The 23,416-nt window shown below is 70.0% G+C and carries 10 protein-coding genes; 1 reads left to right on the forward strand and 9 read right to left on the reverse strand.

Translation table 11 applies throughout. The annotated features are described in order from the left end of the window. Positions 1-128 precede the first annotated feature (128 nt). Both ACIA8G_RS13020 and ACIA8G_RS13025 read right to left on the reverse strand, forming a co-directional pair. On the reverse strand, positions 129-3,149 hold the full coding sequence (locus tag ACIA8G_RS13020; protein ID WP_396418588.1) for a GH92 family glycosyl hydrolase: 3,021 nt from the start codon (positions 3,147-3,149) through the stop codon (positions 129-131). Positions 3,150-3,202: 53 nt separating this feature from the next. Beyond that, complete coding sequence (locus ACIA8G_RS13025) at positions 3,203-4,372, reverse strand: ROK family transcriptional regulator (protein ID WP_396418589.1); 1,170 nt, start codon at positions 4,370-4,372, stop codon at positions 3,203-3,205. Between the two features lie 146 nt (positions 4,373-4,518). Between ACIA8G_RS13025 and ACIA8G_RS13030 the strand changes: the two genes are divergently transcribed. Then, positions 4,519-8,556 (forward strand): glycoside hydrolase family 3 C-terminal domain-containing protein, encoded by a 4,038-nt coding sequence (locus ACIA8G_RS13030; RefSeq protein ID WP_396418590.1) that lies wholly within the window; start codon positions 4,519-4,521, stop codon positions 8,554-8,556. Here ACIA8G_RS13030 and ACIA8G_RS13035 read toward each other — a convergent pair. The 7 genes from ACIA8G_RS13035 to ACIA8G_RS13065 are packed head-to-tail and all read right to left on the reverse strand — an operon-like array spanning position 8,534 to position 23,144. Beyond that, on the reverse strand, positions 8,534-10,273 hold the full coding sequence (locus ACIA8G_RS13035) for a CocE/NonD family hydrolase (RefSeq protein WP_396418591.1): 1,740 nt from the start codon (positions 10,271-10,273) through the stop codon (positions 8,534-8,536). The two genes, ACIA8G_RS13030 and ACIA8G_RS13035, sit on opposite strands and share 23 nt — an antisense overlap. A 27-nt stretch (positions 10,274-10,300) precedes the next feature. Beyond that, positions 10,301-10,930 carry an O-methyltransferase gene (locus ACIA8G_RS13040; protein ID WP_396418592.1) on the reverse strand — a complete coding sequence of 210 codons (630 nt, stop codon included), beginning with the start codon at positions 10,928-10,930 and terminating at the stop codon, positions 10,301-10,303. Continuing rightward, on the reverse strand, positions 10,909-12,036 hold the full coding sequence (locus ACIA8G_RS13045) for a glycosyltransferase (protein WP_396418593.1): 1,128 nt from the start codon (positions 12,034-12,036) through the stop codon (positions 10,909-10,911). The genes ACIA8G_RS13040 and ACIA8G_RS13045 overlap by 22 nt, the downstream gene beginning before the upstream one ends. After that, on the reverse strand, positions 12,033-12,821 hold the full coding sequence (locus ACIA8G_RS13050) for an alpha/beta fold hydrolase (protein WP_396418594.1): 789 nt from the start codon (positions 12,819-12,821) through the stop codon (positions 12,033-12,035). The genes ACIA8G_RS13045 and ACIA8G_RS13050 overlap by 4 nt, the downstream gene beginning before the upstream one ends. Positions 12,822-12,826: 5 nt before the next feature. Beyond that, positions 12,827-13,114 carry an acyl carrier protein gene (locus tag ACIA8G_RS13055; protein ID WP_396418595.1) on the reverse strand — a complete coding sequence of 96 codons (288 nt, stop codon included), beginning with the start codon at positions 13,112-13,114 and terminating at the stop codon, positions 12,827-12,829. After that, positions 13,111-17,241 carry a beta-ketoacyl synthase N-terminal-like domain-containing protein gene (locus ACIA8G_RS13060; RefSeq protein WP_396418596.1) on the reverse strand — a complete coding sequence of 1,377 codons (4,131 nt, stop codon included), beginning with the start codon at positions 17,239-17,241 and terminating at the stop codon, positions 13,111-13,113. The genes ACIA8G_RS13055 and ACIA8G_RS13060 overlap by 4 nt, the downstream gene beginning before the upstream one ends. Further along, complete coding sequence (locus tag ACIA8G_RS13065; RefSeq protein ID WP_396418704.1) at positions 17,238-23,144, reverse strand: SDR family NAD(P)-dependent oxidoreductase; 5,907 nt, start codon at positions 23,142-23,144, stop codon at positions 17,238-17,240. The genes ACIA8G_RS13060 and ACIA8G_RS13065 overlap by 4 nt, the downstream gene beginning before the upstream one ends. Between the last annotated feature and the right edge of the window lie 272 nt (positions 23,145-23,416).

Consider the following 23,416-nt stretch of genomic DNA (forward strand, 5'->3'; position numbering starts at 1 on the left):
ACGCTCAGCAGGGCGCCTCGCGCCGCTCCCACGCCCCCGTACAAACCAGTACGAGGCCGTGGGGCGGCACCGCGATGCACCCGTCTGACCGCGAATTCCCCGGCAACCTTCCGAGCCACACCACTACATCAGCAGAGGTGGATCGGCAGGACGGTCCCGCCGGACACCGCCACGTGCACCTTGGCGATCACGAACCCGGGACCGGTGGAGAGCCGGAAGTCGGCGGCGGCGTTCTGCCGGTTGCCGAATCCGGCGTCCGGGAGCGTGAACGTCGCCGTCTTCCACGTGCCGGTACCGGTGTTGGTGACCGAGGCGCTGCCCTTGTAGGCCTCGCCGGTGGAGTCGTACTGCACGTTCCACGTGCCGGTGCCCTGGTCGAGGTAGTCGACGGTCATCGTGGCGGTGTGCGCGGAACCGGCCGGCACGAGGTCGTCCGTCACGGCGAAGTACAGGTAGCCGTTCAACGTCTTGCGGCCGCCGTCGACCGGTTCACTGCGCCCGTCGTCGTTGTCCCGCCGCTGCAACCCGCACTCGGTGTCGGTGGCAGCGAGGATGGTGCACACGGTCGCCTGGCCGTCGGCGGCCGCCACGGTGACGGTGATCGTGCCGCCAGGCAGCGCCCGCCCGCTCTCGTCGGTGAAGGTCACCGGCACCGGGTGATAGCCGGAGGGCGTGTCGGCCGCGACCGCGACCGTGATCGCCTGAGTCTGGCCGCGCAACACCCCGGACGACGGTGTCACGGTGATCCCGGCCGGTGGTTTGGCCGTCCAGCGAACGACATCCGGCCGCCCGTCGGCGTCGACCGCGCCGACGGTGGCGGGGAACGACGTGCCCTGGCGCGCGACCACCTGGCCGGTCGGGCTGGTGTAGCCGATGGCGCCGACCTGACCCTCCGAATAGGACGGTGGAGGGGAAGTCGTTCCCCACGCGGTGTTCGGCTGTGCGGAGAGGTCGAAGTTGAGCGTCGCGCCGTCCCGCAGCACCGATGACGGCAGCGAGGTCCGGTCCCACGTCCTGCCGTTCAGCGTGAGCCGCTGGACGTAGGGGTGGTCGGTGGCGGCGGCCGGGGCGTTGATCGTGATCGACCGGCCGTTCGCCAGGTGGATCACGGCTTTCGGGAACAACGGGCTGGCCAGCGCCAGGTCCGTGGTGCCCGGCGTGACCGGGTACGCGCCGAGCGCGGCCCAGACGTACCAGGACGACTGCGCGCCCAGGTCGTCGTTGCCGGGCTCGCCGTTCGGGGTCGCCGAGAACAGCTGGTTCTCGATGCGGCGCACGACCTCCTGGGTCTTCCAGGGCTGGCCGGTGTAGTCGTAGAGCCACGGCGTCGCGAAGTCGACCTCGTTGCCCGACCACTGGTAGGGCGCGTTCGGCCCGACGTTGAGCTGCTGGAAGAACGTGTCGGCCCGGTTGTTGACCGAGTCGCGGCCGCCCATCGCGCTGATGAGTCCGGCCATGTTCTGCGGGACGAAGTAGTTGTACTGCGCGGCGTTGCCCTCGTCGAAGCCGTCCTGCCCGAACTGACCGGGCCGCGGCGGCACGAAACCGGGGCCGGCCGGGAACGCTCCGGTGCTGTCCTTGGGACGCAGGTACCCGGTGCTGCCGTCGAAGACGTTCTGCCAGTTCTGCGCGCGACCCGCGTAGGTGCGCGCCGTGTCGGGCTTGCCGAGTGCCGCGGCGAACTTGGAGATCGCGAAGTCGTCTACCGCGTACTCGAGGGTCTGTGATCCGCCGAGCCGCACGTGCCCCTGCTCGGACCGGTCGTTCGGCACGTAGCCGTACTTCTGGTAGTCGACCACGCCCTGCCGTTGCTGGTAGGGGAATCCGGGTGGTGCGGGCGTCGTGGCGCCCTTCAGCATGTACTGCAAGGCGGTCGCGGTGTCGAAGTTCCGCGCGCCGAAAGCGTGCAGCGAAGCCAGGAACGGCACGGCGTTGTCGCCGCTCATCACGCCGGACTCGGAGTTCATGACCGGCCACTTCGGCAGCCAGCCGAACTGCTCGGCGTCGTTCACCAGCGACTGCGCCAGGTCACTCGCGATGTCGGGCCGCAGCAGGGCTTGCAGCGCGGCGAGACAGCGATAGGTGTCCCACAGGGAGAAGTTCGCGTACTGCGCGCGCTGGCCGCTCTTCACCGAGTAGATCTTCTGGTCGAACCCGATGTAGCGGCCGTCGACGTCGCTGAACGTCGTCGGGTACAGCAGCGAGTGGTAGAGCGCGGTGTAGAACGTGCGCACCTGCTCCGGCGTGCCGCCGCCGATCTGGATGCGGGACAGGTTGTCGTGCCACTGCTTGCGCGCGGCCGCCTTGACCGGGGCGAGGTCCCAGGCCGGGATCTCGGTCCGCATGTTGCGCTGGGCACCCTCGACGCCGACGTACGAGATCGCGACCTTCGCCCGCACGGTCTGGTCGGCGCGCGTGTCGAACGTCAGGTATCCGCCGGACCGCGGTCCGGACACGTCGATCGAGGTTCCCGGCGTGACGGTCGTGCCGTCCCAGCTGCCGACCGTCGTGAACGGACGGTCGAACGTCAGCGCGAAGTGGATCGTGTAGCTGTGCTGCTTGCCGCAGAAGTCACCGGTGGTGGCCGATCCGACGACCTCACGGTCGCCGACCGTGCGCAGCGACGCGGCCTTGTTGCCGTTGAGACTCGCCCCTGCCTTGACCAGGACGCGTGCCTGCTCGGACGCCGGGAACCTCAGCGCCGCGAGGCCGGTGCGGTTCGCGGACGTCATGTCGACGCGGACGTTGGAGTCCTCCAGCGTGACCGCGTACTCACCGGCACGCGCGGTTTCGGTGCTGTGCGAGAACTTCTCGGTGCGGTTCCACGGCGCCGCGCCGATGTCGCCGACGACCGGCAGGATCGGGATGTCGCCGTACTGCGTGCAGCCGACCGAGGCGTGCGTGAGGCTGAAGCCGCGGATCTTGTCGCTGTCGTAGGAATAGCCCGCGTAGGCGCCGGGGGTGTCCGGGCTCCACTGGAGCATGCCGAACGGCACGGCGGGCCCGGGGAAGTTGTTGATCTGCCCGACGGTCTCGCCGCCGTTGCCGGTGCCGATCATCGGGTCGACGTGGGAAACCGGGTCGGTGACAAGGGAAACCGCGTGGGCCGGTGGCGTGAGGACACCGAGCACCACGAGAATCGCGACCACGCTCCGTGACAGTACAGTTGCACAGCGCATGGTCTTCAACTATCGGATTTTGATCAAACCTTGTCAATAGTCAGGAGATTGGGCGCCTCCGCGAGAACCAGCGCCGCCGCGCCCCTGGCGCTCGCGCCATCGCCGAGCGCGCTGTCCATGACCTGCAGCTCACCGTGCAGATCGCCGACGGAGTTGCGCCGCAACGCCCGGCGGATCGGGTCGAACAGCACGTCCCCGGCCGCTGCCAGCTCACCACCGACGACGACCAGCCGGGGGTTGAGCGTCATGACGGTCATCGCGAGCGTGCGGCCCACCGCGTCACCCGCGTCCTCCACGGCCCGCGTCGCCCCGCGATCGCCGTCGGCGACCAGCGCCATCAGCTCGGCGTTCGTGACCAGGCGGCCCCAGCTGCGGGACAACAGCTTCGCGATCGCGGCCGGGCTCGCGATGGTCTCGAGGCAGCCCCGGTTGCCGCACCGGCACACCTCGCCGCGCGGGTCGACCGAGATGTGGCCGAGCTCGCCGACCAGGCCGTCGTGCCCGAGCAGCATCCGCCCGTCGCACACCACACCGGCGCCGATACCGGCCGACAACCGCAGGTAGACCACGTCGTCGCACCCTCGCGCCACGCCGTAGCGCCGCTCGGCGACGACACACGCGTTGGCGTCGTTGACCGCCAGCGTGCGCAGACCCGTGCGCTCGGTGAACATCTCCGCCGGTTTCGTGCCGACCCAGGCAGGCATGATCCCTTCGGCCCGCAGCACCCCGGTGCGCCGGTCGACCGGGCAGGCGATGCCCACGCCGAGGCCGAGCACGGTGCCGCGGTCGATCCCGGTGTCCTCCAGCGCGGCGTCGATGAGCTCGGTGGCCGCCGCCACGGTGTCCTCGGCGGAGCTGTCGACGTCGATCTCGACGGTGTCGTCCCACACCGGCGTCCCGGCCAGATCGCTCAGGACGAGCCGCGCGTGGTCGTGGCCGAGGTCGAGCCCGAAGGCGTACCCGGCCGCGGGAGCGAGCGACACGACCAGCGGCGGGCGGCCGGGGCGCGACGACGCCGCGATCTCCTCGCGGACGACGCCCTCGCGGATCAGGTCGGCGATGAGCGAGCTGATCGTGGCCCGCGACAGGGCGGTGAGCTGCACCAGGTCGCCGCGCGAGACCTCGCCGGCTTCGGCCAGCGCCTGCAGCACGCGCAGCCGGCCGAGGCGCCGCATGTTGGCGGGGGAGGACATCGGGCAACTCTAGCAACGGAGTTCTGTCGACTTTGAGCAAAAGTTTGTACCGGAACTCGCCACTTTCCTTGACTTGTGTCCGCAAACGGCGGAACGGTGAAATCCGCGTTACACGGTTCAACCTTCGGTCCTGGCGGAGGTCCCTGATGGCCCGCACGCTGTTCATTCGCATGCTCGCGTTCAGCCTCGTGGCGGCGACGCTGACTCCGGTCGGCCCCGCACAGGCGGCGCCGGGCACACCGATCTACCGCGACACCCGCTACACGTTCGCCGAACGTGCGGCGGATCTGGTGTCGCGCATGACGTTGCCGGAGAAGGTGCGCCAGCTGCACACCAACAACGCCCCGGCCATCCCGAGACTCGGTGTGCAGCAGTACACCTACTGGAGCGAGGGCCAGCACGGCATCAACCGGCTCGGTGGCGACGCGATGGGCGGCGGCCAGGGTTCGGTGGACAACGTGAAGGCGACCAGCTTCCCGGTCAACTTCGCGACGTCGATGACATGGGATCCGAGCCTCGTCCACGCCGAGACGACGGCGATCTCCGACGAGGCCAGGGGCTTCCTCGACAAGACCCTGTTCGGCAACGGGCAGAACAACATCGGCCCGGACGTCAACGAGTACGGCGACCTGACCTACTGGGCGCCGACGGTGAACATGGACCGCGACCCGCGCTGGGGCCGGACCGACGAGGGCTTCGGTGAGGACCCGCACCTCGTCACGAAGATGGCCGGCGCGTTCGTCAACGGCTACCAGGGCAACACGATCGACGGCACGGCGATGACGCCGTACCTGAAGGTCGCCGCCACGCTGAAGCACTACGCGCTCAACAACGTCGAGGACGACCGGCTCTCCGGCAACTCGGCCACCACCGAGGCCGACATGCGGCAGTACTACCTCAAGCAGTTCAAGGACCTGATCGAGCACGACAACGCCAGCGGGCTGATGACGTCGTACAACTCGATCAACGGCACGCCCGGCGCGGTCCACGGCTACCTGGTGAACCAGCTCGCCCAGCGCACCTACGGGTTCGACGGCTACTCGGTGTCCGACTGCGACGCCATCGCGACGGTGTGGCAGCCGCCGCCGACCGGTCACCTCTGGGCGGCGCCGGGCTGGCGCTCGGCCATCGAGGGAGCCCAGGTCGTGTGGACGAACAACACCACCGGCCGCAAGATCCCGGCTGCCGCGGGCGCACTGGCGTGGGGCCTGCGCGCCGGAACACAGCTGAACTGCGAGGGCGCCAACGCGACGCTCGCCAACGTCCAGGCCGCCATCGACGCGGGCATCCTCTCCGAGGGCGTGCTCGACGCGTCCCTCGTGCGGGTGTTCACGATGCGCATGGCCACCGGTGAGTTCGACCCGGCGGACCAGGTCGCGTACACGAAGATCACGAAGTCGGTCGTCGAAAGCGCCGCCAACCAGGCACTCGCCACGAAGGTCGCCGACAACTCGTTGGTGCTGCTCAAGAACCAGAACAACCTGCTACCGGCCAACCCGGCCACGACCTCTCGCGTGGTGATCCTCGGCGACCTCGCCGGCAAGGTCACGCTCGGCGGCTACAGCGGCAAGCCCACCCACACCGCCAACGCGGTGCAGGGCATCACCGCCGCGCTCCCGAACGCGTCGGTCGTCTTCGACGCGGCCGGAACCTCCACCACGGCAACGGGTCCGGCCGTGCTGAGCGAGGCGACCAAGGCCGCGGTCCGCGCCGCCGACCTGGTCGTGATCTTCGCCGGCACGGACATGGAGGTCGCCCGCGAGGGCAAGGACCGGCAGAACATCGCCATGCCCGGCAACTACAACTCGTTGATCGACCAGGTCAGCGCGCTCGGCAACCCGCGCACCGCGCTCGCCGTGCAGGCCATGGGCCCGGTCACGTTCGACACGTCGAAGGTGACCGCGATCCTCTTCAGCGGCTACAACGGCCAAAGTCAGGGCACGGCGCTCGCGAACGTGTTGTTCGGCAAGCACAACCCGGACGGGCACCTCAGCTTCACCTGGTACCGCGACGACTCCCAGCTCCCGGCGATGCAGAACTACCGGCTCAACGCCGCGGGCACTGGCGGGCTCGGCCGCACCTACCAGTACTTCACCGGCACGCCGACCTACCCGTTCGGTCACGGCCTGAGCTACAGCACGTTCCGCATCTCCAACGTGACGGCCGATCGCACGACGGCCACGCCCAACGACACCGTCAACGTCAGCCTCGACGTGACGAACACCGGTCAGCGCGCGGGCACCACCGTCGCCCAGCTCTACGCGGCCACGCCCGGCGCGGGCACCGGCGACGTCCCGCTGCAACGACTGGCCGGGTTCCAGAAGACCCGCCAGCTCGGCCCCGGCCAGACGCAACGCGTCGTGCTGCCGGTCAAGGTCCGCGACCTCGCCCAGTGGGACACGGCGAACAAGCGCGAGGCGGTCCCGGCGGGCACCTACCAGTTCCGGGTGGGCACCGACGCGGCGAACATCGTGGCGCGCAAGGACGTGCAGGTGAGTGGCACGCCGACGGCACGCGTGAAGCACGTGACCGTCCAGCCGGAGAGTGTCGTCTACCGCCCCGGCGAGAGCTTCGACCTCAAGGGCCGCAACCGCTGGCTGGCCACCGACACCACCGTCACGGCGGACCGGGTGGTCGAGGCGGTCAACGAGGACCAGACCTTCGTGGACCTCAGCCGCGCCCAGATCTCCTACCGCAGCAGCAATCCGGCGGTGGCCAGCGTGGACGCGAGCGGTGTCGTGCGGGCGATCAAGGACGGCGCCGCCACGATCACCACGACGGTGAACGGCGTCTCCGGCTCGGCACCGATCCTCGTGACCGGCACGCTGACCAGCACCACACCGTCGATCCTGGCCTCCGGCGCCTCGGACACCGCGACCGCCACCTTCACCAATGGCAGCGCGGAGGATGTGCGCGGCCTGTCGGTGTCGATCACGGCGCCGTCCGGCTGGACGGCCACGCCGACGACCCCGACCACCTTCGACCGCGTCCCGCCGCGTTCGTCGGTCACGGTCCGCTGGACGGTCACAGCGGGTTCGGCACAGCCCGGCTCCTACCAACTCGGCTTCACCGCCACATCCGCGTTCGGCACGTTCGACTCGGGCGGCACGGTCAAGGTCCCCTACGGCTCGGTGGCAGCGGCCTTCAACAACATCGGCATCAGCAACGACAACCAGCCGGCGGCCGGGGCGTTCGACGGTAGCGGCCTGAACTACTCGGCGCAGGCACTGGCCGCGGCGGGGCTCAACGCCGGACCGGTCAACGTCGGCGGCATCGGCTTCACCTGGCCATCGTCCAACGTCGCGAACAACGTGGTCGCGGGCGGGCAGGTGGTGCCGGTGAGCGGTTCCGGCCGGTTGCTCGGCTTCCTCGGCTCGAGCGCGTTCGGCAGCACCACCGGTTCTGGCTCGATCGTCTACACCGACGGCAGCACGCAGAGCTACTCGCTGTCATTCGCGGACTGGTGGTCGAGCAGCGCCCTGCCGGGCACGTCGATCGCGGCAGCGCCGGCTTACCTGAACGTCGGGCCGAACAGCTCGCGCCAGGACCAGCGGGTGCACGTCTACCTGGCCTGGGCCCCGCTCGACCCGGCCAAGACGGTGAAGTACGTGATCCTGCCGGACGTCGCGCCACGGCAGGTGCCCAACAACCCGGCGATGCACGTCTTCGCCGTGGGCATCGGGCAGTCGTCCGACGCGATCGTCGGGGCGGAGCTCGGCAACCCGGACACCCCGCGCGGCGCGTGGATCAAGGACGGCGACGACGGCCGCACCACGCCGATCACCATCGGCGGCCGGACCGCCCGCACCACAACGGGTTCCGCGTCACCGTTCATGTACTTCGACATCGACGACAGCGTGGTCCCCGGCGGCAACTACCAGGCCAGCGCGCACGTCACGTACTTCGACCGCGGTACGGCGAACTGGAACATCCAGTACGACTCCTACGGCAACGTGGGCAACAACGCCTACCGCGACTCGGCGTTCGTCACGAACACGGGCACCGAGACGTGGAAGACCGCCGTGATCCCGTTGCCGGAGGCGGCTTTCACGAGCAGACAGAACAACCACTCCGATCTGCGGTTGCAGATCGGAGTGGCCGGTCAGGCGATCTCGAGGGTCGCGTTCGTCGTCAGTGGCGGCAACGTGGTGCCGATTCACCTCATGCCGACGGACCCCAGCTGATCGGGCTGGTGCTGAACATGCTGGGCGGCGCGAGCGGCAGCGTGATCGACGATGCCGTTCCCGGCGCCCGGCTGATGGCGAACTGGCCGTAGTTGAGGTTGGCCTGCTGCTGCGGGGTCGGTGCCATCGGGATGTGGAAGTTCCCCGGCGTCGGCCCGGTCAGCACGACCTGCAGCCGGTAGCCCGCCGGGATCAGGGTGAAGTTGGGCAGCACCGAGATGTCCACCTTCACCGTCTCGTTGGGGTTGAGGAGCCGTTGGCTCGCCTGGGTGAACGGGTGGCTGGCCTTGATGAGGGTGTTGCCATCGCCGTACCAGCTCTGTCCTGCGTCGAGCTCACGCAGGCTGGCGAGCTGGGTGCCGTCGGCCAGCTTGGTCGCAAAGCCCCACTGGTTGACCAGGTTGACCACCACCGAGACCTGGGCGTCCCGCGTGGTCGACTTGACGTACGCGCTCACGTTGATCGGCCCGTCGAGCACCTTGGGTTCGGTGAAGACGGGAGTGTTGTAGGTCAACGGGAACCACGGCGCCGAGTAGTACAGCGTGTCCGCGCCGGCGGCGGTGGGCTGGTTCGCGGTCAGCGTGCCACCGGTGTTGAGGTAGAACGTCTCGGTGCGCAGCGACGGTGGCCAGGCCGCCGTGTCCACCCACCGGGCCGCCTGGTTCTGGAAGAGGTGCAACGGTTTCGTGGTGTTCGCCATGCCGGTCGGCTTGTTCTTGAGCCACGTGTCGAACCACTCCTTGCGGATGTTGGCCAGCACGTCACCGGAGACGTTCGCACCGTGCGCCCACGGACCCACGATCGCCTGGTAGCGACCGGTGACCGCCTGCCCCGCGCGCACCGGTGCCGTGAGCGGCCTGCCGTGGTAGGCGTTCTGGCCCGCCACGTACGCGCCGATGTTGCCGCCGGGGAACAGGTCGTTCCAGCCGGACTGCGACAGCGCGGGCACGCCGTTCGCGACGATCTTCGGCATCAGGTTCTGGATGCTGAGGTTGCGCCAGTAGTCGTTGTTGTACGAGCGCGGGCCGCCGTTCTTGAGATCGTTGACGGTCTCCGTGATCGGCTCGTTGCCCGGGGTGGACTGCGGGCCGCGCGGGATCACCATGGCGACCTGCGGCACGAACTGCGTGGGAATACCTCCCGCCGCCGAGAGGTCTTCGTAGAACGACGAGTCCGTGCAGAACGGTGCGATGGCCTTGAGCGCGGAGTTCGGGCCGACGGCCGCGGCCGTGAACCACTGGTTGACGCCCAGGTACGAGCAGCCGTCGAGGCCGACGTTGCCGTCCGACCCGTCCAGGTTCTGCGCCGCCCAGTTCACCAGCACCGCGCCGTCACGCCCCTGCCGCTCGCCGAACCAGTCGAGCTGGCCGCCCGACGTGCCGGTGCCGCGCACGGCGGAGACGACGTAGATGTAGCCGCGCTTGACGAAGTAGTCACCGGCGACGGTGGGGTCGATCGGGGAGGTGCCGTACGGGTTCTGGCTGAGCAGCACCGGGAAGGTACCGGGCGCCCGCGCTCCGGTCGTGGGGTTCGTCGGGTAGATGGTCTGGGTGGAGATCGCCACGCCGTCGTCCATCGTGACGGTCGCGACCACCGGAGTGCTGCGACCGTAGGTGGCGGGTACCGGTTGCGGCACCCACGAGGTCTGCGCCGCCGCAGGAACGGCGACCGTGGCCAGCACGAGTAACAGCGCGCCAGCGAGACTGCGTTTCCTCATCCGAACTCCTTTGTTCTGCGAGAGGGTCTAGCGGAACCTGCCCAGCGCCCAGGCACGATCGCCGGGCTCGGCGATGAACTCGACGGGTTGGCCGTCCACAAAGGATTCGATCGGGTCGATCAGGCCGTCACCGACGGCCTCTTCCCACGCCTGGGTGGGCCCGATGCCCCACGGGTACCAGGGCACGAGGTCGTCGACGATCACCAGGCCGTTCGGCTTGGCGATCCGGGCGGCGTTGCGGATGTCCGCGGCCGCCACCTCGTACTCGTGTCCGCCGTCGACGAACACGAGGTCGAACTGCCCGGCCTCGTAGGCGGGAAGTGTCTTGAGCGACGTGCCGATCACCAGCTCGTGCCTGCCGGGATAGCGTTCGTCGACGTACTGCTTCGCCAGGTCCACGGCGTGCCTGCGGTCCAGTTCGAACGACACCACGGTGACGTCGGGCGAGCTCTCCAGGAAGGCGATGCTCGAGAACCCGACGTTGAACCCGACCTCGGCGATCCGCCGCGCGTGCGTCCGCTGGACGACCTCCTGCAGGTACTGGGCTTCCTGGACGCTGGCACCGCCCTCGTAGACGCGGCCGCCGTTGTTGCGGACGTGCTCGTAGACGTCCCACATGAGCCGTTCGATCTCGGTCATCTCGACATCGGGTTGCATGACTGTCCTTCCTGTTCCAGGAGCCGGGCGGCTTCGGTGGCCCCGCCGGCGTCGGCGAACGAGCGCTGGATCCTCGCCGCGCTCCTGGCGTACTGCGGGCGGGTGAGCAGCCAGGTGATCGCCTGGCGGATGTCTCCGGCGTTGGCCCGGTCGAACCGGATCCGCACGCCTGCACCCGACTGGACCACCTGCTGCGCCAGCGCCGACTGGTCGTCGCGGATCGGGGCGACCACCAGTGGCACACCCGCGTGCAGGCTCTCGACGACGGTGTTGTGGCCGCCGTGGCAGACGATGGCCGCCGCGCGTTGCAGCAGCTCGACCTGAGGAATCTGGGGTGTTTGCGGTGTTCCGGCGATGACGCCCTGAACCTCGTTCATCGACGCCAGGGCGGTGGCGCACTCGCCGAGGAACCGTTGCCCCGTACCGGCGTTCGCGGTGCCGAGGGTGACGATCACGAGTGGTCGTTCGTCGAGTGCCTCCCAATCGAAGTCCACTTTGGATGGTTCGGTCTCCGGCGCGCCCAGGTAGTGCACGACAGGGGCGAGGTGCACCGACGGTGCGCCGGCGAGTTCGCGGGTCGTGAACGCGAGGATGAGTGAGGGGGAGTACCGGAGATCGCAGACGGGCGCGCTGTACCGGCGGCACAGCTCCCGCAGCAGACCGGTGATCCAGTCCGCGATCTTCGGCAGGTTCGGGGTCGGTTCGGAGAGCTCGGCGGACGTGGAGGCCGAGGTGGCCCAAGGGATTCCGAGCTGCCGCGCGACCACCGCACCCGCGAGGGCCTGCTGGTCGGCGACGACGACATGGGGTTCGAAGCTCGTCGCCGCGGCGCGGACGCCGGGCATCATCTCGTCGGCGAGCGGGATGAGGTAGTTCTCCCACAGGAACTTCAACGCCGCGAAGCCGCGCACGTCGGCGGGCCGCAGCTCCACGGCGAACGGAGCGGAGTCGCCGGCCGGGTACGCGGACTCACCGACGACCTGGGACGTCCACGGTTCCGGGCCGCACCAGGCGACCTCGTGACCGCGTGCGCGCAGTGCCGCCGCCACCGCCCGCAACGGGGTGACGTGTCCGGTGAGCGGCGGCACCACCAGCAGAAACCTCACCCGGTCTGCCGATCTATCCAGCGCAGCACGAGCTCGCGCACTTCGCGGTGCCGTTCGACCAGCACCGAATGCCCCTGGCCCTCGAAGACGTGCAGTTCCCCGTTGCGCAGCGACGAGGTCAGGGCCTCGAGGTCGTTGGCCTGGTAGCCGTGGCTGCCGAGGATCGACAGCACCGGGCACTCGATGGCGGCGATGTCGTCGAGGCTGAGCAACGGTCCGAGCGGCACCTCCTGGGCGATGCTCGTGGTCATGATCCGGTCGGCGGCCATCCGCGCGAGCCGCCGGTGGTGCGCGCTGAAGTTCGCCTCGATCCAGTCGTAGCTCTCCTCGTGGGCGAGGAACTCCACGGTGTGGTCGAGGATCTGGGTCATCTTGTCCGCCCACACCTCGGTGGCCGGTTCCGACTCGATGCACACGATGCTGCGCACACGGCTGGGATGTGCCGCGGCGTAGCTGAACGCAAGCGTGCCGCCGAAGCTGTTGCCGACCAGGTGCACCTGCTCGACGTCGAGCTGGCAGAGCAGGTCGTGCAGGTCCGCGACGAAGTCGGCGATCGTGTACCCGCTGGCCGGCCGCTCGGTCTTGCCGTGGCCGCGCAGGTCGTAGCTGATCACGTTGATCCCGGCGGCGGCGACGGGCGGGGCGAGCGTCAGGTAGAAGCTCGCGAGGCTGTCGGTTCCCATGCCGTGCAGGAACACCACGGTCTGGGTCCGATTGCTTTGGGTCCCGTCCGCGGGGACGAGCTGGACGTTCGTGCTCAGCCCGTTCACGGTCATCGTGGGCATCGGCATCAACCCCGCTCGCCGAGCCGGACGGCGACGAACTCCGCGATGTCGCCGACCGTCAGGTCGATGACCTCGTCGAGGTCCTTCTGCGCCAGGTACTCCGCGAGGTTCACGTCGTCCCCGAAGTGCTCCTTGAGGATGCCCGCGAACGTGACGAGGTCGATGCTCTCCAGCCCGAGGTCCTCGTGGAACGCGCTGTCCGGCCTGATCTCGGCGGCCAGCAGGTCGGCGTCGCCCAGTAACGGGGCGAGCAGGTCGGCGACGGTGTCGAAGACGGTGATGCTGGTCGTCATGCTGTGCTCCCGTTGGGTGTTGCCAGGGCGTGGGCGCGGTTGCGGTCGGAGGTGACGGTGAGGGTGAAGCCGGAGACCGACTCGTCGTCGTGGACGCGGATCTCGGCGGGGAAGACCGGCTCGGCGAGCCTGGCCCGCACCGCGTCCTTGATCGCGATCCTTCTGAGCAGCCATTCCCGTTGCTCACGTGGCGGGCACGCGGCGAACGTCGTCCTTTCGGCGCGGTTGAGGTAGACGCCCGCGTAGAACTCGCGGGCGGCGTTGCCCGGCCACCGGTCCTCGACCGTTGCCCTGTAGCCGTCCACTATGGACAGGAAGTGCCGGTCGGGGAACGCGTAGGCGCGGTGGGCGTGCCGGTCGCAGGGGAACCGGACGTCCTGCCAGCCCTCGATCTCGGCCAGCACGCGGCCGTCGAGGATCAGCTGTGCGGTGAGGTCGAGCAGGTCCGGCCGGGCGTGGATCCTCGCGACGCACTCGACCTCGGTGCCCGGCGCCGGTTCCGGCCGGTACCAGGTGACCCGTTTGATCGAGCGCGGGAAGGCCAGCAGGTTCTCGGTGTCGGTGGCGAGCATCCAGCAGCCGAGGAGCTGCCCGACGTTGTCCAGCAACCCACCTGGTCCCGGTGGCACGACGAGGGTCCCGCGGATGTGCCGGCGGCCGATGCCGTGCAGCTTCGCGAGGCCCTGGAACGCCGGGCCGTGGAACATCTCGCGGCGGGTGTAGATCTCGGCGGCGGTCAGGGGAGGCGGTGACTCCGGCTCGTCGATCGACATTGGCACTATAGCTTCAGTGAAGGATGAAGCCAGGCTCACCGTGATCGTCGCGTACGTGCCGATGCCGACCTCGACGAGATCGCCCTGACGGCGCAAGGAGACCGGGACGGTCGTGGCCGGTTCGGCGAGCAGCCACTTCGCGAAGGTCGCGTCCCGGACGCCGATCGCGAGCTCGTTCGGCCAGGCTTTTTCGGCTTCCCGGCAAGCGATGTCGACGAGCGTGGTCGCCGGGACGACGGGCCAGAAGTCCGACTCGTCCTGCCAGCCGTCGCGCTGCCGGAAGAACCGGTGGTCGCGGAGGTACGGCATGGCCGCCAGCGACACGTCCACAGTGGACTCGACCGTGCGGTTCGCCGCGGCGGCGACCACGTCCGCGGCGGAGCGCCGGATCTCGCCGAGCAACGCGGCGAACTCCGCCGCTACACCGTCGGAAAGCCCGGTCGGCAGGTTCGGTTCCAGCAGCCCGCGCGTGTTCTCGGGCAGCTTCAGCAGGGCGGTGGACGTGTTGAGCCGCACCTGCCGCGGCTCCAGCAGGTCGAACCGGGGTTGTGCGCCCTCGGCCCACAACGCCGTGGCGACCCGCCGGAGCTGGCTCAACCCCGGCCTCAGCCCGGAGGCAGCGCCGATGACGAGGTGTTCGGCGTCCTGCAGTGTGTCGCTGACGAACGAGCCAAGTTGACCGGCGCCGACCTGGACGAACGCCCGGAAGCCCCGGCCGTGCAGCGTCTTGACGAGCTCCCGGAAGCGGACCTGCCGCACCAGGTGCGCGAGGAACAGGTCACGGATCTCGGCCGGCTCGTCGGGGTAGGGGCTGACCGTGGTGGCCGACCACACCGGGATCCGCGCCTTCCGCACGTCGAGTTCGGCGACGAGCCGGGCGAACGGTGCCAGGTGAGGAGTGAGGAACGGCGTGTGGAACCCGGACCGGAACGGCAATGCCCGCGCGATCACCCCGGCCGCGCGGCAGGCGTCGGCGAGCCGCAGGACCGCCTGAGGTGTGCCGCAGACGATGGTCTGCTGCGGCGCGTTGTCGTGGGAGATCACGACCTCCAGGCCGGCGGAGAGTTCTGCGGCCCTGGCGGTCGAGCATCCGAGCACGAGGAACTCCGTGTCCGGCACGGTGAAGCCGCCCGGCCAGTACCGGCTGACCAGGTCCGCCGCCGGTCCCGGCGTGTACATGCCCGCGACCTGCATGGCGGTCCACTCGCCGACGCTGTGGCCGGCCAGTGCGTCGGGCGTGATGCCGATGCGTCCGAGCGCGTCGTGTAGCAGGGTTCCGACGTGCGTGACGCTCTCGGCGTGGTCGAGCAGGCTCTCGGTCGACCACAGCGGCTGGGCGAGCCCGAAGTGTTTCGCGATGTCTCCGCAGTTCGGCGTCGCTTCGCCTTCGAGACCGGGGAAGAGGAACGCGGTCTTCGCGCTCGGCTCACGCAGCAACGGTTCGGTGGTGAACCAGATGTCCTTGGGGCCGCGCCAGGCCTTGCCCTTGGCGATGATCTGCCTGGCCAGCGCGAGCTTCTCGTCGGTGGGCCCGACGATCCCGATCCGGCACGGCCCGTCGCCGTCGCGCGGCAGGTCGCGGAGTTCTTCCGGCGTCCGTGCGGCGATCCGCAGCACCCGCTCCGGTTCGTGGACCCGAACCCGGCGTTTCGGCGCGGTGTCGGCCTCCTCCAGCACGACGTGCGCGTTCACCCCACCGAACCCGAAGGCGTTCACCGCGCCCAGCCGCGGCCGGTCGGACGTCCACTCCTCGGCTGTCGCGATCGTGCGGAACCGGGTCTTGTCCAGGAGGGGATTGGGATCATCGCAGTGCAACGTCGGCGGCAGCACCCGGTGGTACAGCGCGAGGGCGACCTTGACCAGGCCCGCGATCCCGGCGGTAGGCATGGTGTGCCCGATCATCGACTTGACCGAGCCGATGACGGCCCGCGTCTCGCCGGGCGGTCCGAACACCTCGGCGAGGGTCGCCAGTTCCGCGCTGTCACCGGCTTTGGTCGCGGTGCCGTGCGCTTCCAGCAACCCGATGTCGCCGGGATCGAGCGCCGCCGCCGTCCACGCCCGGCGGAGAGCGAGGACCTGTCCGGTGACCGACGGGCTCAGCAGGCTGGCCCCCTTGCCGTCGCTGGAGGTTCCGGAACCACGCAGCACGGCGTAGACCCGATCGCCGGCCTTCCGGGCGTCCACCAGGCGTTTGAGCATCACGACCGCGGTGCCCTCGCCGATGAGCAGGCCGTCGGCGTGGTGCGAGAGCGGGCTGATCCGCTGGCTCGGAGACAACGCCCCGAGCTGGGTGAAAATCGACCAGAGGGTGTCGTCGTGGCAGTGGTGCACACCGCCGGCGAGCACCACGTCGCACCGGCGCCGGACGAGCTCGCCGATGGCCTGGTCGACCGCGACGAGCGACGACGCGCAGGCAGCGTCCACTGTGTACGCCGGCCCGAGCAGGTCGAGGCGGTTGGCGATGCGGGAGGCAGCGAGGTTCGGCACGAGCCCGATGGCGGACTGGGCGCGGAACTCGCCGAGGGGTTCGAGCAGCGCGGCGCGCAGCCGCTCGAGCACCTCGGGCCCGGCCGAGGGCACGAGCTCCCTGACCGTGGCGGTGATCTGCCGGACGGTGCGCACCCGCTGGTCGAACCGCAGCAGGCCGGGGGAGAGGTAGCCACCGCGGCCTAGGATGACGCCGACCTTTGAGCGGTCGCCGAGGCGGTCGAATCCGCCCGCGTCCTCGACTGCGGCTACTGCGGTGGCCAGTGCTGCGATCTGGTCGGGTTCCATTGCGCTGACGTCGGCCGGGGGGATGCCGAAGGCGAGGGGGTCGAAGTCGATGGTGTCTGGGATGAAGCCGCCTCGGTGGCCGTAGGTTTGGTCGGGCGCTAGGTCGGGGGAGCCGGGAGTGCCGTAGGTGTGGTTGCGCGCGGGGTCGGGGGAGCCGGGAGTGGCGTAGGTGTGGTTGCGCGCGGGGTCGGGAGCGCCGTGATTTTGGCGCCCGCTGGCATGGCCCGGTGCCGCGCCGCCGCGGTGGCCGTGGGTCCGGTCGGGCGCAAGCTCTTGGGACCCGGGAGCACCGTGATCTCGGCGCCCGTAGGCCTGGTCGCGCGCGGGGCCGGGAGCGTTGCCATCTCGGCGCCCGTAGGCCTCGCCGGGCACGAGCCCGTGGGAGCCCTGATCTTGGCGCCCACCAGCCCGGCCCGGCGCCCCGCCTCCGCCGCCGTGGAACCCGGCATCCCACCGACTCAGCGGGATCTCGGTGATGGCGTCCGTGCCGGTGACGATGTTCTGCCAGTACTGCCCGGCATTGGCGGCACCAGGCAGCAGCACCCCCATCCCGACGACGGCGACCGGCTCCTGGCTCACCACAGCGATGCCGTGTAGAGCACGGCGCTCTCGGTTCCGTACGCGAGTTCCCGCAGCAGCGCGGCGGTGCCCTCGTCGGGGTCGATCATGGCCACGTCGCGTCGTTCGTACTCGCGGGCCAGTTCGGGCGACACCATGCCGCTGTGCTCGTCGGCCGGTGCCCACGGTCCCCAGTGGACGGTCAGCGCGCGGCCGCGCCATTGCTCGCCGAGCGCTTCCAACGCGTCGTTCGCTGCGGCGTAGTCGGTTTGGCCGCGGTTGCCGAGGACCGCCGAGATGCTGCCGAAGAACGTGACGAAGCCCGGCTCGATCTTCTCTTCGGCCAGCGCTGCCAGCAGTGTGCTCGCACCGCCGACCTTGGTCTCGAAGACCGTGCGGAACGACGTCTCGTCCTTGTCCGCCATGAGTTTGTCGTCGATGACGCCCGCGGCGTAGACGACGCCGTCGATGCGGCCGTGCCGGGTGACGATGTCCTTGATGAGCTGGTGGACGGCCTCGCCGTCGCGGACGTCGACGCTCTGGTAGCCGGCCTGGCCGCCGGCCGCGGTGATCTGGTCGAGGGTCCTGGCGATCTCCTGCTGCGCCTTGACGGTGCGCAGGTGACGGATGGCCTCAACACCTTCGAGAGAGGAGGCGTCTTCGGACAGCATGGGCCACGGGGTGCGCCCGGCTAGCTCGATGCGGCAGCCGCTGGCGGCCAGTGCGATGGCGGTGCGTGCGGTGATGCCGCGGGCGCCGCCGATCAGCAGGACCACGGAGTTCGGGCCCAGGCCGAGTGCCCGCAGTTCGCCGCTGCCCGGGCCGGCGCCGGAGCGCGCCAGTGAGCCGAGCTCTTCCGGCATCGGGGAGGTGGTCCAGCGGCCGTCGTCGTTGTGGTGCACGACAACGGGTCCGTCGGTGGTGAGCGCTTCGGAGATCAGGACGGCGTCGGCGTTGGTCAGCGAGTCGAGCAGGACGAGTCTGGTCGTGGTGTCGCGTTCCAGGGCGGCGGCGCGGAAGAGGCCGCGCAGTCCGGCGCTCGACGTCGTCGCCACGGCGATGAACGTGCCGCGGGTGGCCTTCAGCTGGGTGAACAGTCGTGGTGCGGGTGACTCGCCGGTGTCGGTGAGGGCCTCGAGGGAGATGACGATGTCCGCATCCGGTCCGTTGGCCGCCACGGCGCCCGCGCCGGTGAGACCGGCCCGGAGTGAGTCGGCGAGCTGCGGCGGTCCGGACAGCACGGTGAACGTCCTGCCGCGCAGCTTCGCCACGTCGGCGATCGCCGTGGGACAGGCCGTCGGCCGGCTGACGTAGCGGCACGGGGCGTTCCCCGCGGGCGGTGCTGGCTGAGCGGGCGGTGCTGGCTGAGCCGGCTGTGCTGGCTGAGCGGGCGGCGCTGGCTGAGCGGGCTGCGCCGGTTCGAGCAGGAGTTCGAGGCGCGCGACGAGCCCGTTCGCGGTCCGTTCGCGGACGAGCAGGTCCGTGTCGCTGCCCGTCAGTCCGAGCCGGGTGAGCAGGGTGCCCGCGATCTCGGTGCGTTTGATCGAGTCGATCGACAGGTCGGCTTCCAGGTCGAGGTCGCCCTGGATCATGCTCGCCGGGAACCCCGTGCGGTCGCTGATCACGGCCAGCACCGAACCGCAGACATCGGTCGATTGCGGGACTTCGACCGCGGCCGGTTGTGGCGTGTGCGGGCCTGGGGCGTTGATCACCCTGGGCGTGTGCGCGGCCGGGGCGTTGATCACCCTGGGCGCGGGCTCCGGAAGTGCCGTGACGACGGGCGAGCCGAGGTAGCCGAGCATCACATCGCGTTGACTGGCGACGAACTCGCGGCTCGTGCGCAGGAACTCCACGATCACCTGGTCGCGCGCTGGCTCGTTCATGGTCGTCCTCGTGATCTGCCGGGCCGGGGTGAGTCCGTTGGCGGGGATCTGTCCGTCCGGTTGCCGCACCAGGTGGCCGCTCACGGTCCACGTGTTCGTGCGCGGCTCGGGGCGGCTGCGGGCGAGGCGGTCGGTGCGCACGGCGACGCCCGCGGCCGCGAGTTTGCCGAGCGTGGTGAGGAATCCGCGCAGGCCTGGTTCGCAGGCGAGCGCCGTGTGCGGGCGGTCGGCGAGGATCTCGCGTGTCAGCCTCGACAGCACCTGGCCGGGCCCGACCTCGACGAAGATCCGTGCGCCGGCCTCGTAGAGGTCCTCGATCTGGTCGACGAACCGGACCGGCGCTGAGATCTGCGCGGCCAGCTCGTCCCGGACGGAACCGGGCTGGTACCGCTTGCCGGTGCGGTTCGACCACACCGGCAAACGGGGATCGTGGATGGACGCGCCTTGCAGGGCAACGGCGAACAGGTCACCGGCCGGGGCCACGAGCGGGCTGTGGAAGGCGCAGGCGACCGGGATCCGCTTGGCCGCGATGCCTCGTTCGCGCAGGTGCCCGACGCAGTGGTCGACGGCGGACGAGCTGCCGGAGATCACGACCTGGTCCGGCGCGTTGTGGTTGGCCAGCACGACGTCGAGGTCCGCGAGTTCGCGGGCCACCACGTCGCGCGGTGCTCTCACCGCGGCCATGGCGCCGGACGGCATGCCGGCGATGGCGGCCGCCCTGGCGTGGCTCAGCTCGATCAGGGTGGCGGTGTCGAACGCTCCGGCGGCCGACAGCGCGACCAGCTCGCCGTAGCTGTGCCCGGCGAGGAAGTCCGGTGTGACACCGAGTTCGGCCAGCAACCGGCACAGCGCGGACTCCATGACGCCCAGCGCTGGCTGGGCGACGCGGGTGTCCGTCACGGCGTCGTGCTGCGCCGCGAGGTGAGCGTCGTCGAACGCTCTCGGCGGGAACACCGCCGACACCAGCTCGGGGTGCGCTCGCATGCTGTCCGCGAGTTCGGGGAAGTGCACGAACAGCTCGGCGAGCATGCCGGTGCGCTGGCTGCCCTGGCCGGGGAACAGGAACGCGATCTTGCCGGGTTCCTGCACGGTCACGCTGGTGGCGGGCAGCTCGGCTTGCCAGTCGCGCAGGCCGTGCGCGCGATCCGGGGGAATCGGGCCGCGCGCGAGGACGGCGTGGAAGTTGGTGCCGCCGAACCCGAACGCGCTCACCCCGGCGAGGCCCTTGGTGCCGGGAGCGGGGCGGGCGGTCGTGGTGAACGTGAAGGGACTGCGGCCGGCCTCCCAAGCGGCGTTCGGCGAGGTGAGGTGGAGCGTGGGCGGCACGACCTCGTGCCACAGCGCGAGCACGGCCTTGATCAGCCCGGCCAGCCCCGCCGCGCACTTCGTGTGGCCGATCTGGCTCTTCACCGAGCCCAGTGCGATCGAGCCCGGCCGCGCGCCCGAGTCGGTGAAGAACTCGGTCAGGGTGCGGAGTTCGGTCGCGTCACCGACGACGGTGCCGGTCCCGTGCGCCTCGATCAGGCGGACGTCGGCGGGCGACGAGCGCGCGTCTTCGTATGCGCGTTCGAGGGCACGCCGTTGCCCCTCCGGACGGGGCGCGGTCAGGCCGAGCGCCTTGCCGTCACTGGCCGCGCCGACCCCCTTGATCACCGCGTACACGCGGTCGCCGTCCCGCTCGGCGTCGCTCGCCCGCTTGAGGACGAGGCACGCCACGCCTTCGCCGAGCGCGATTCCGTCGGCGGTGGCGTCGAACGGGCGGCAGCGGCCGGTCGGCGACAACGCGCCGGCGGAGGTGAAGTTCAGGTAGTCGTTGATGCCGTTGTGCAGGTCGACCGCGCCGCACAGCACCATCGAGCTGGTGCCCGAGCGCAGCTCCTTGACCGCGATGTCCAGCGCTGCCAACGACGACGCGCAGGCCGCGTCGACCGTGTAGTTCGCGCCGCGCAGGTCGAGCCGGTTGGCGATGCGGCCGGAGATGACGTTGGCCAGCGTGCCGGGAAAGGAGTCCTCGGTGAGTTCGGGGAGCTGGTCGAGCAGTTCGGCCGGCACCTCGGTCAGGTAGGAGGGCAGCAGAGCGCGCAGCGTCTCGGCGTTCGCGAGGTCGCTGCCCGCTTCCGCACCGAAGATCACGCTGGTGCGTTCGCGGTCGAAGTCGCGCTCGTCGTAGCCGGCGTCGGCGAGCGCGCGGCGCGCGGTTTCGAGGGAGACGAGCTGGGCGGGGTCGATGCTCGCCATCGACGTCGGCGGGATGCCGTACGCCAGCGGGTCGAACTCCACCGGCGGCAGGAAACCTCCCCAGCGGGAAGCGGACTGTCCCGAGTAGACGGCCGGGTCCCAGCGGTCCTGGGGGACCTCGGTGACCGAGTCGACGCCGTTGAGGATGTTGGACCAGAACGCGGGAAGGTCGGGGGCTCCGGGGAAGGTGCAGGCGATGCCGACCACGGCGATGTCCCGGTTTCCGGTCACTTCACGAGGAACGCGTGCTGTGCCTCGTTTCCGCAGAAGCTCCGCCGCACCATCCGTGACGGCGGTGTGCAGCTCGGCGATCGTCGTCCGGGCGTCTCTCAGCGCCGCGACCTGGCCCGCCATGTACAGGCCCTGCCCCAGTTGAGCGTCGGCGTCGACAGCCACCAGCTCAGCGCCCTGACGCGTCAACCCCTTGCTGGCGATCCGCAACCGCCCGGTGTTCAACTCCTCCAACCGTTGCCAGGCCTCCTGAGCCGGCACGCCCTCGGCGCCGAGCTCCCACTTCAGCTCCTCGAACCGCTCCGTGTACGGGCTGGGCAGGCAGCGCGTGCGGTGACCGGGCGCGGTCTCCAGCGTCACCGTCGAATCGGCCTGAATCGCCTGGTCCTGGAAGAGATCCGTGATGGCACCGGTGGCCACGGCCTCTTGAGTGAACAGGTAGGCGGTACCCATCAGCACACCGATGCCCGCGCCGGCGGCCGCCAGTTCGGCCGCGCTCGCCGACACCATCGCGGCGGAACGCGCGTCGTGCACGCCGCCCGCGAACAGGATCTCCAGCCCCGGCCCGTGCCCGCGCAGCACGTCGAGCTGCTGCTCCCACAACGCGAAACTCGGCCGCGGTCCCACGTGCCCGCCGCACTCGGCACCCTCGAACACGAACCGGCGCAGCCCCGCGTCGAGGAACTGCTGGAGCAGGATCGGCGACGGCACGTGCACGTACGTGGCGATGCCCGCTGCTTCGAGTGTCTTGGCCTGGGCGGGTTTTCCGCCCGCCAGCAACGCGCACCGCGGCCGGGCCGCGAGCACGGCGGCGAGCTGCTCGTCCCTGGTCGTGGCGTCGATGAAGCCGAGCATCCCGGCACCCCACGGCCGATCACCCAGCGCCAGCGAGGTCGTCGCCAGCAGATCGGCCGTCTGCTTCCCGGACAGGGTCGCCACCGCCACGAACGGGAAACCGCCGTGCTCGGCGACCGCGGCCGCGAACCCGGGCTGATCGCTCACCCTGGTCATCGGCCCCTGGGCGATCGGCAAGGCGCTGCCCAACGACAGGGGCGCGCCGTCGACCGACTCAGGAACGTGCTCCACAGCAGCCCGAAGCGAGCGGACCGCGCTCTCGACGTCCCGATACCGCTGGGCGAACAGGGGAGCCAGCGAAGAGTCCGTTGAGGACGGTCGGCTCCCAGGGTTCGCGAGCAGCGTGAGCTGTTCGGCGAGCAGCACGCCGGCGGCACCGCCGGCGACAGCGCCGACGGCCGTGCGCGGGCCGACGCCGGTCGCCCACACCGGCACCGTGTTCTTCGCGAGAATCTGTTGCAACAGCACGAAAGCGGACAACTCGCCCGGCATCGCGACCAGCCCGGACGCGCCGCTCGCGACGGCCAGCGCCGCTTGTTGCAACGACGACACTTCGGCGAGGAACGGCAGTCCGCAACTGCCATCTCCTTGCAGGGCAACAGAAGCGCCGCAGGACCGGATGACCTCGGGCGGGATGGCGCAGTCCGCCGGGATCCGGACGCCGAACGGGACTCCGTCGAGCAGGGTGACCGCCGCCGTCAGGTCGGCCGCGGTCATGCCGGTCAGGTCGAGGAACCCGAATCCCCCACCGCGTGCGACCGCGGTGACGAGCCGGGTGTCAGGGCACAGTCCGAGGATTCTTGATCGCGCAGGGAAATCGCCGCTCACTGGCGTACCTCCTTGTTCACCAGGGCGGGTGTAAGGAGAACGCATCATCTGTGACAAATGCAATAGGGAAGCCGGAGAAATTCTCCGACCCTCTCCATGTGGAGATGTCCGCGATGACGCATTGTGGGTATACATGTCAACCACCTGCGATATCGGCAATG

It is taken from the genome of Lentzea sp. NPDC051213 (assembly GCF_044455585.1).
GTDB lineage: Bacteria > Actinomycetota > Actinomycetes > Mycobacteriales > Pseudonocardiaceae > Lentzea.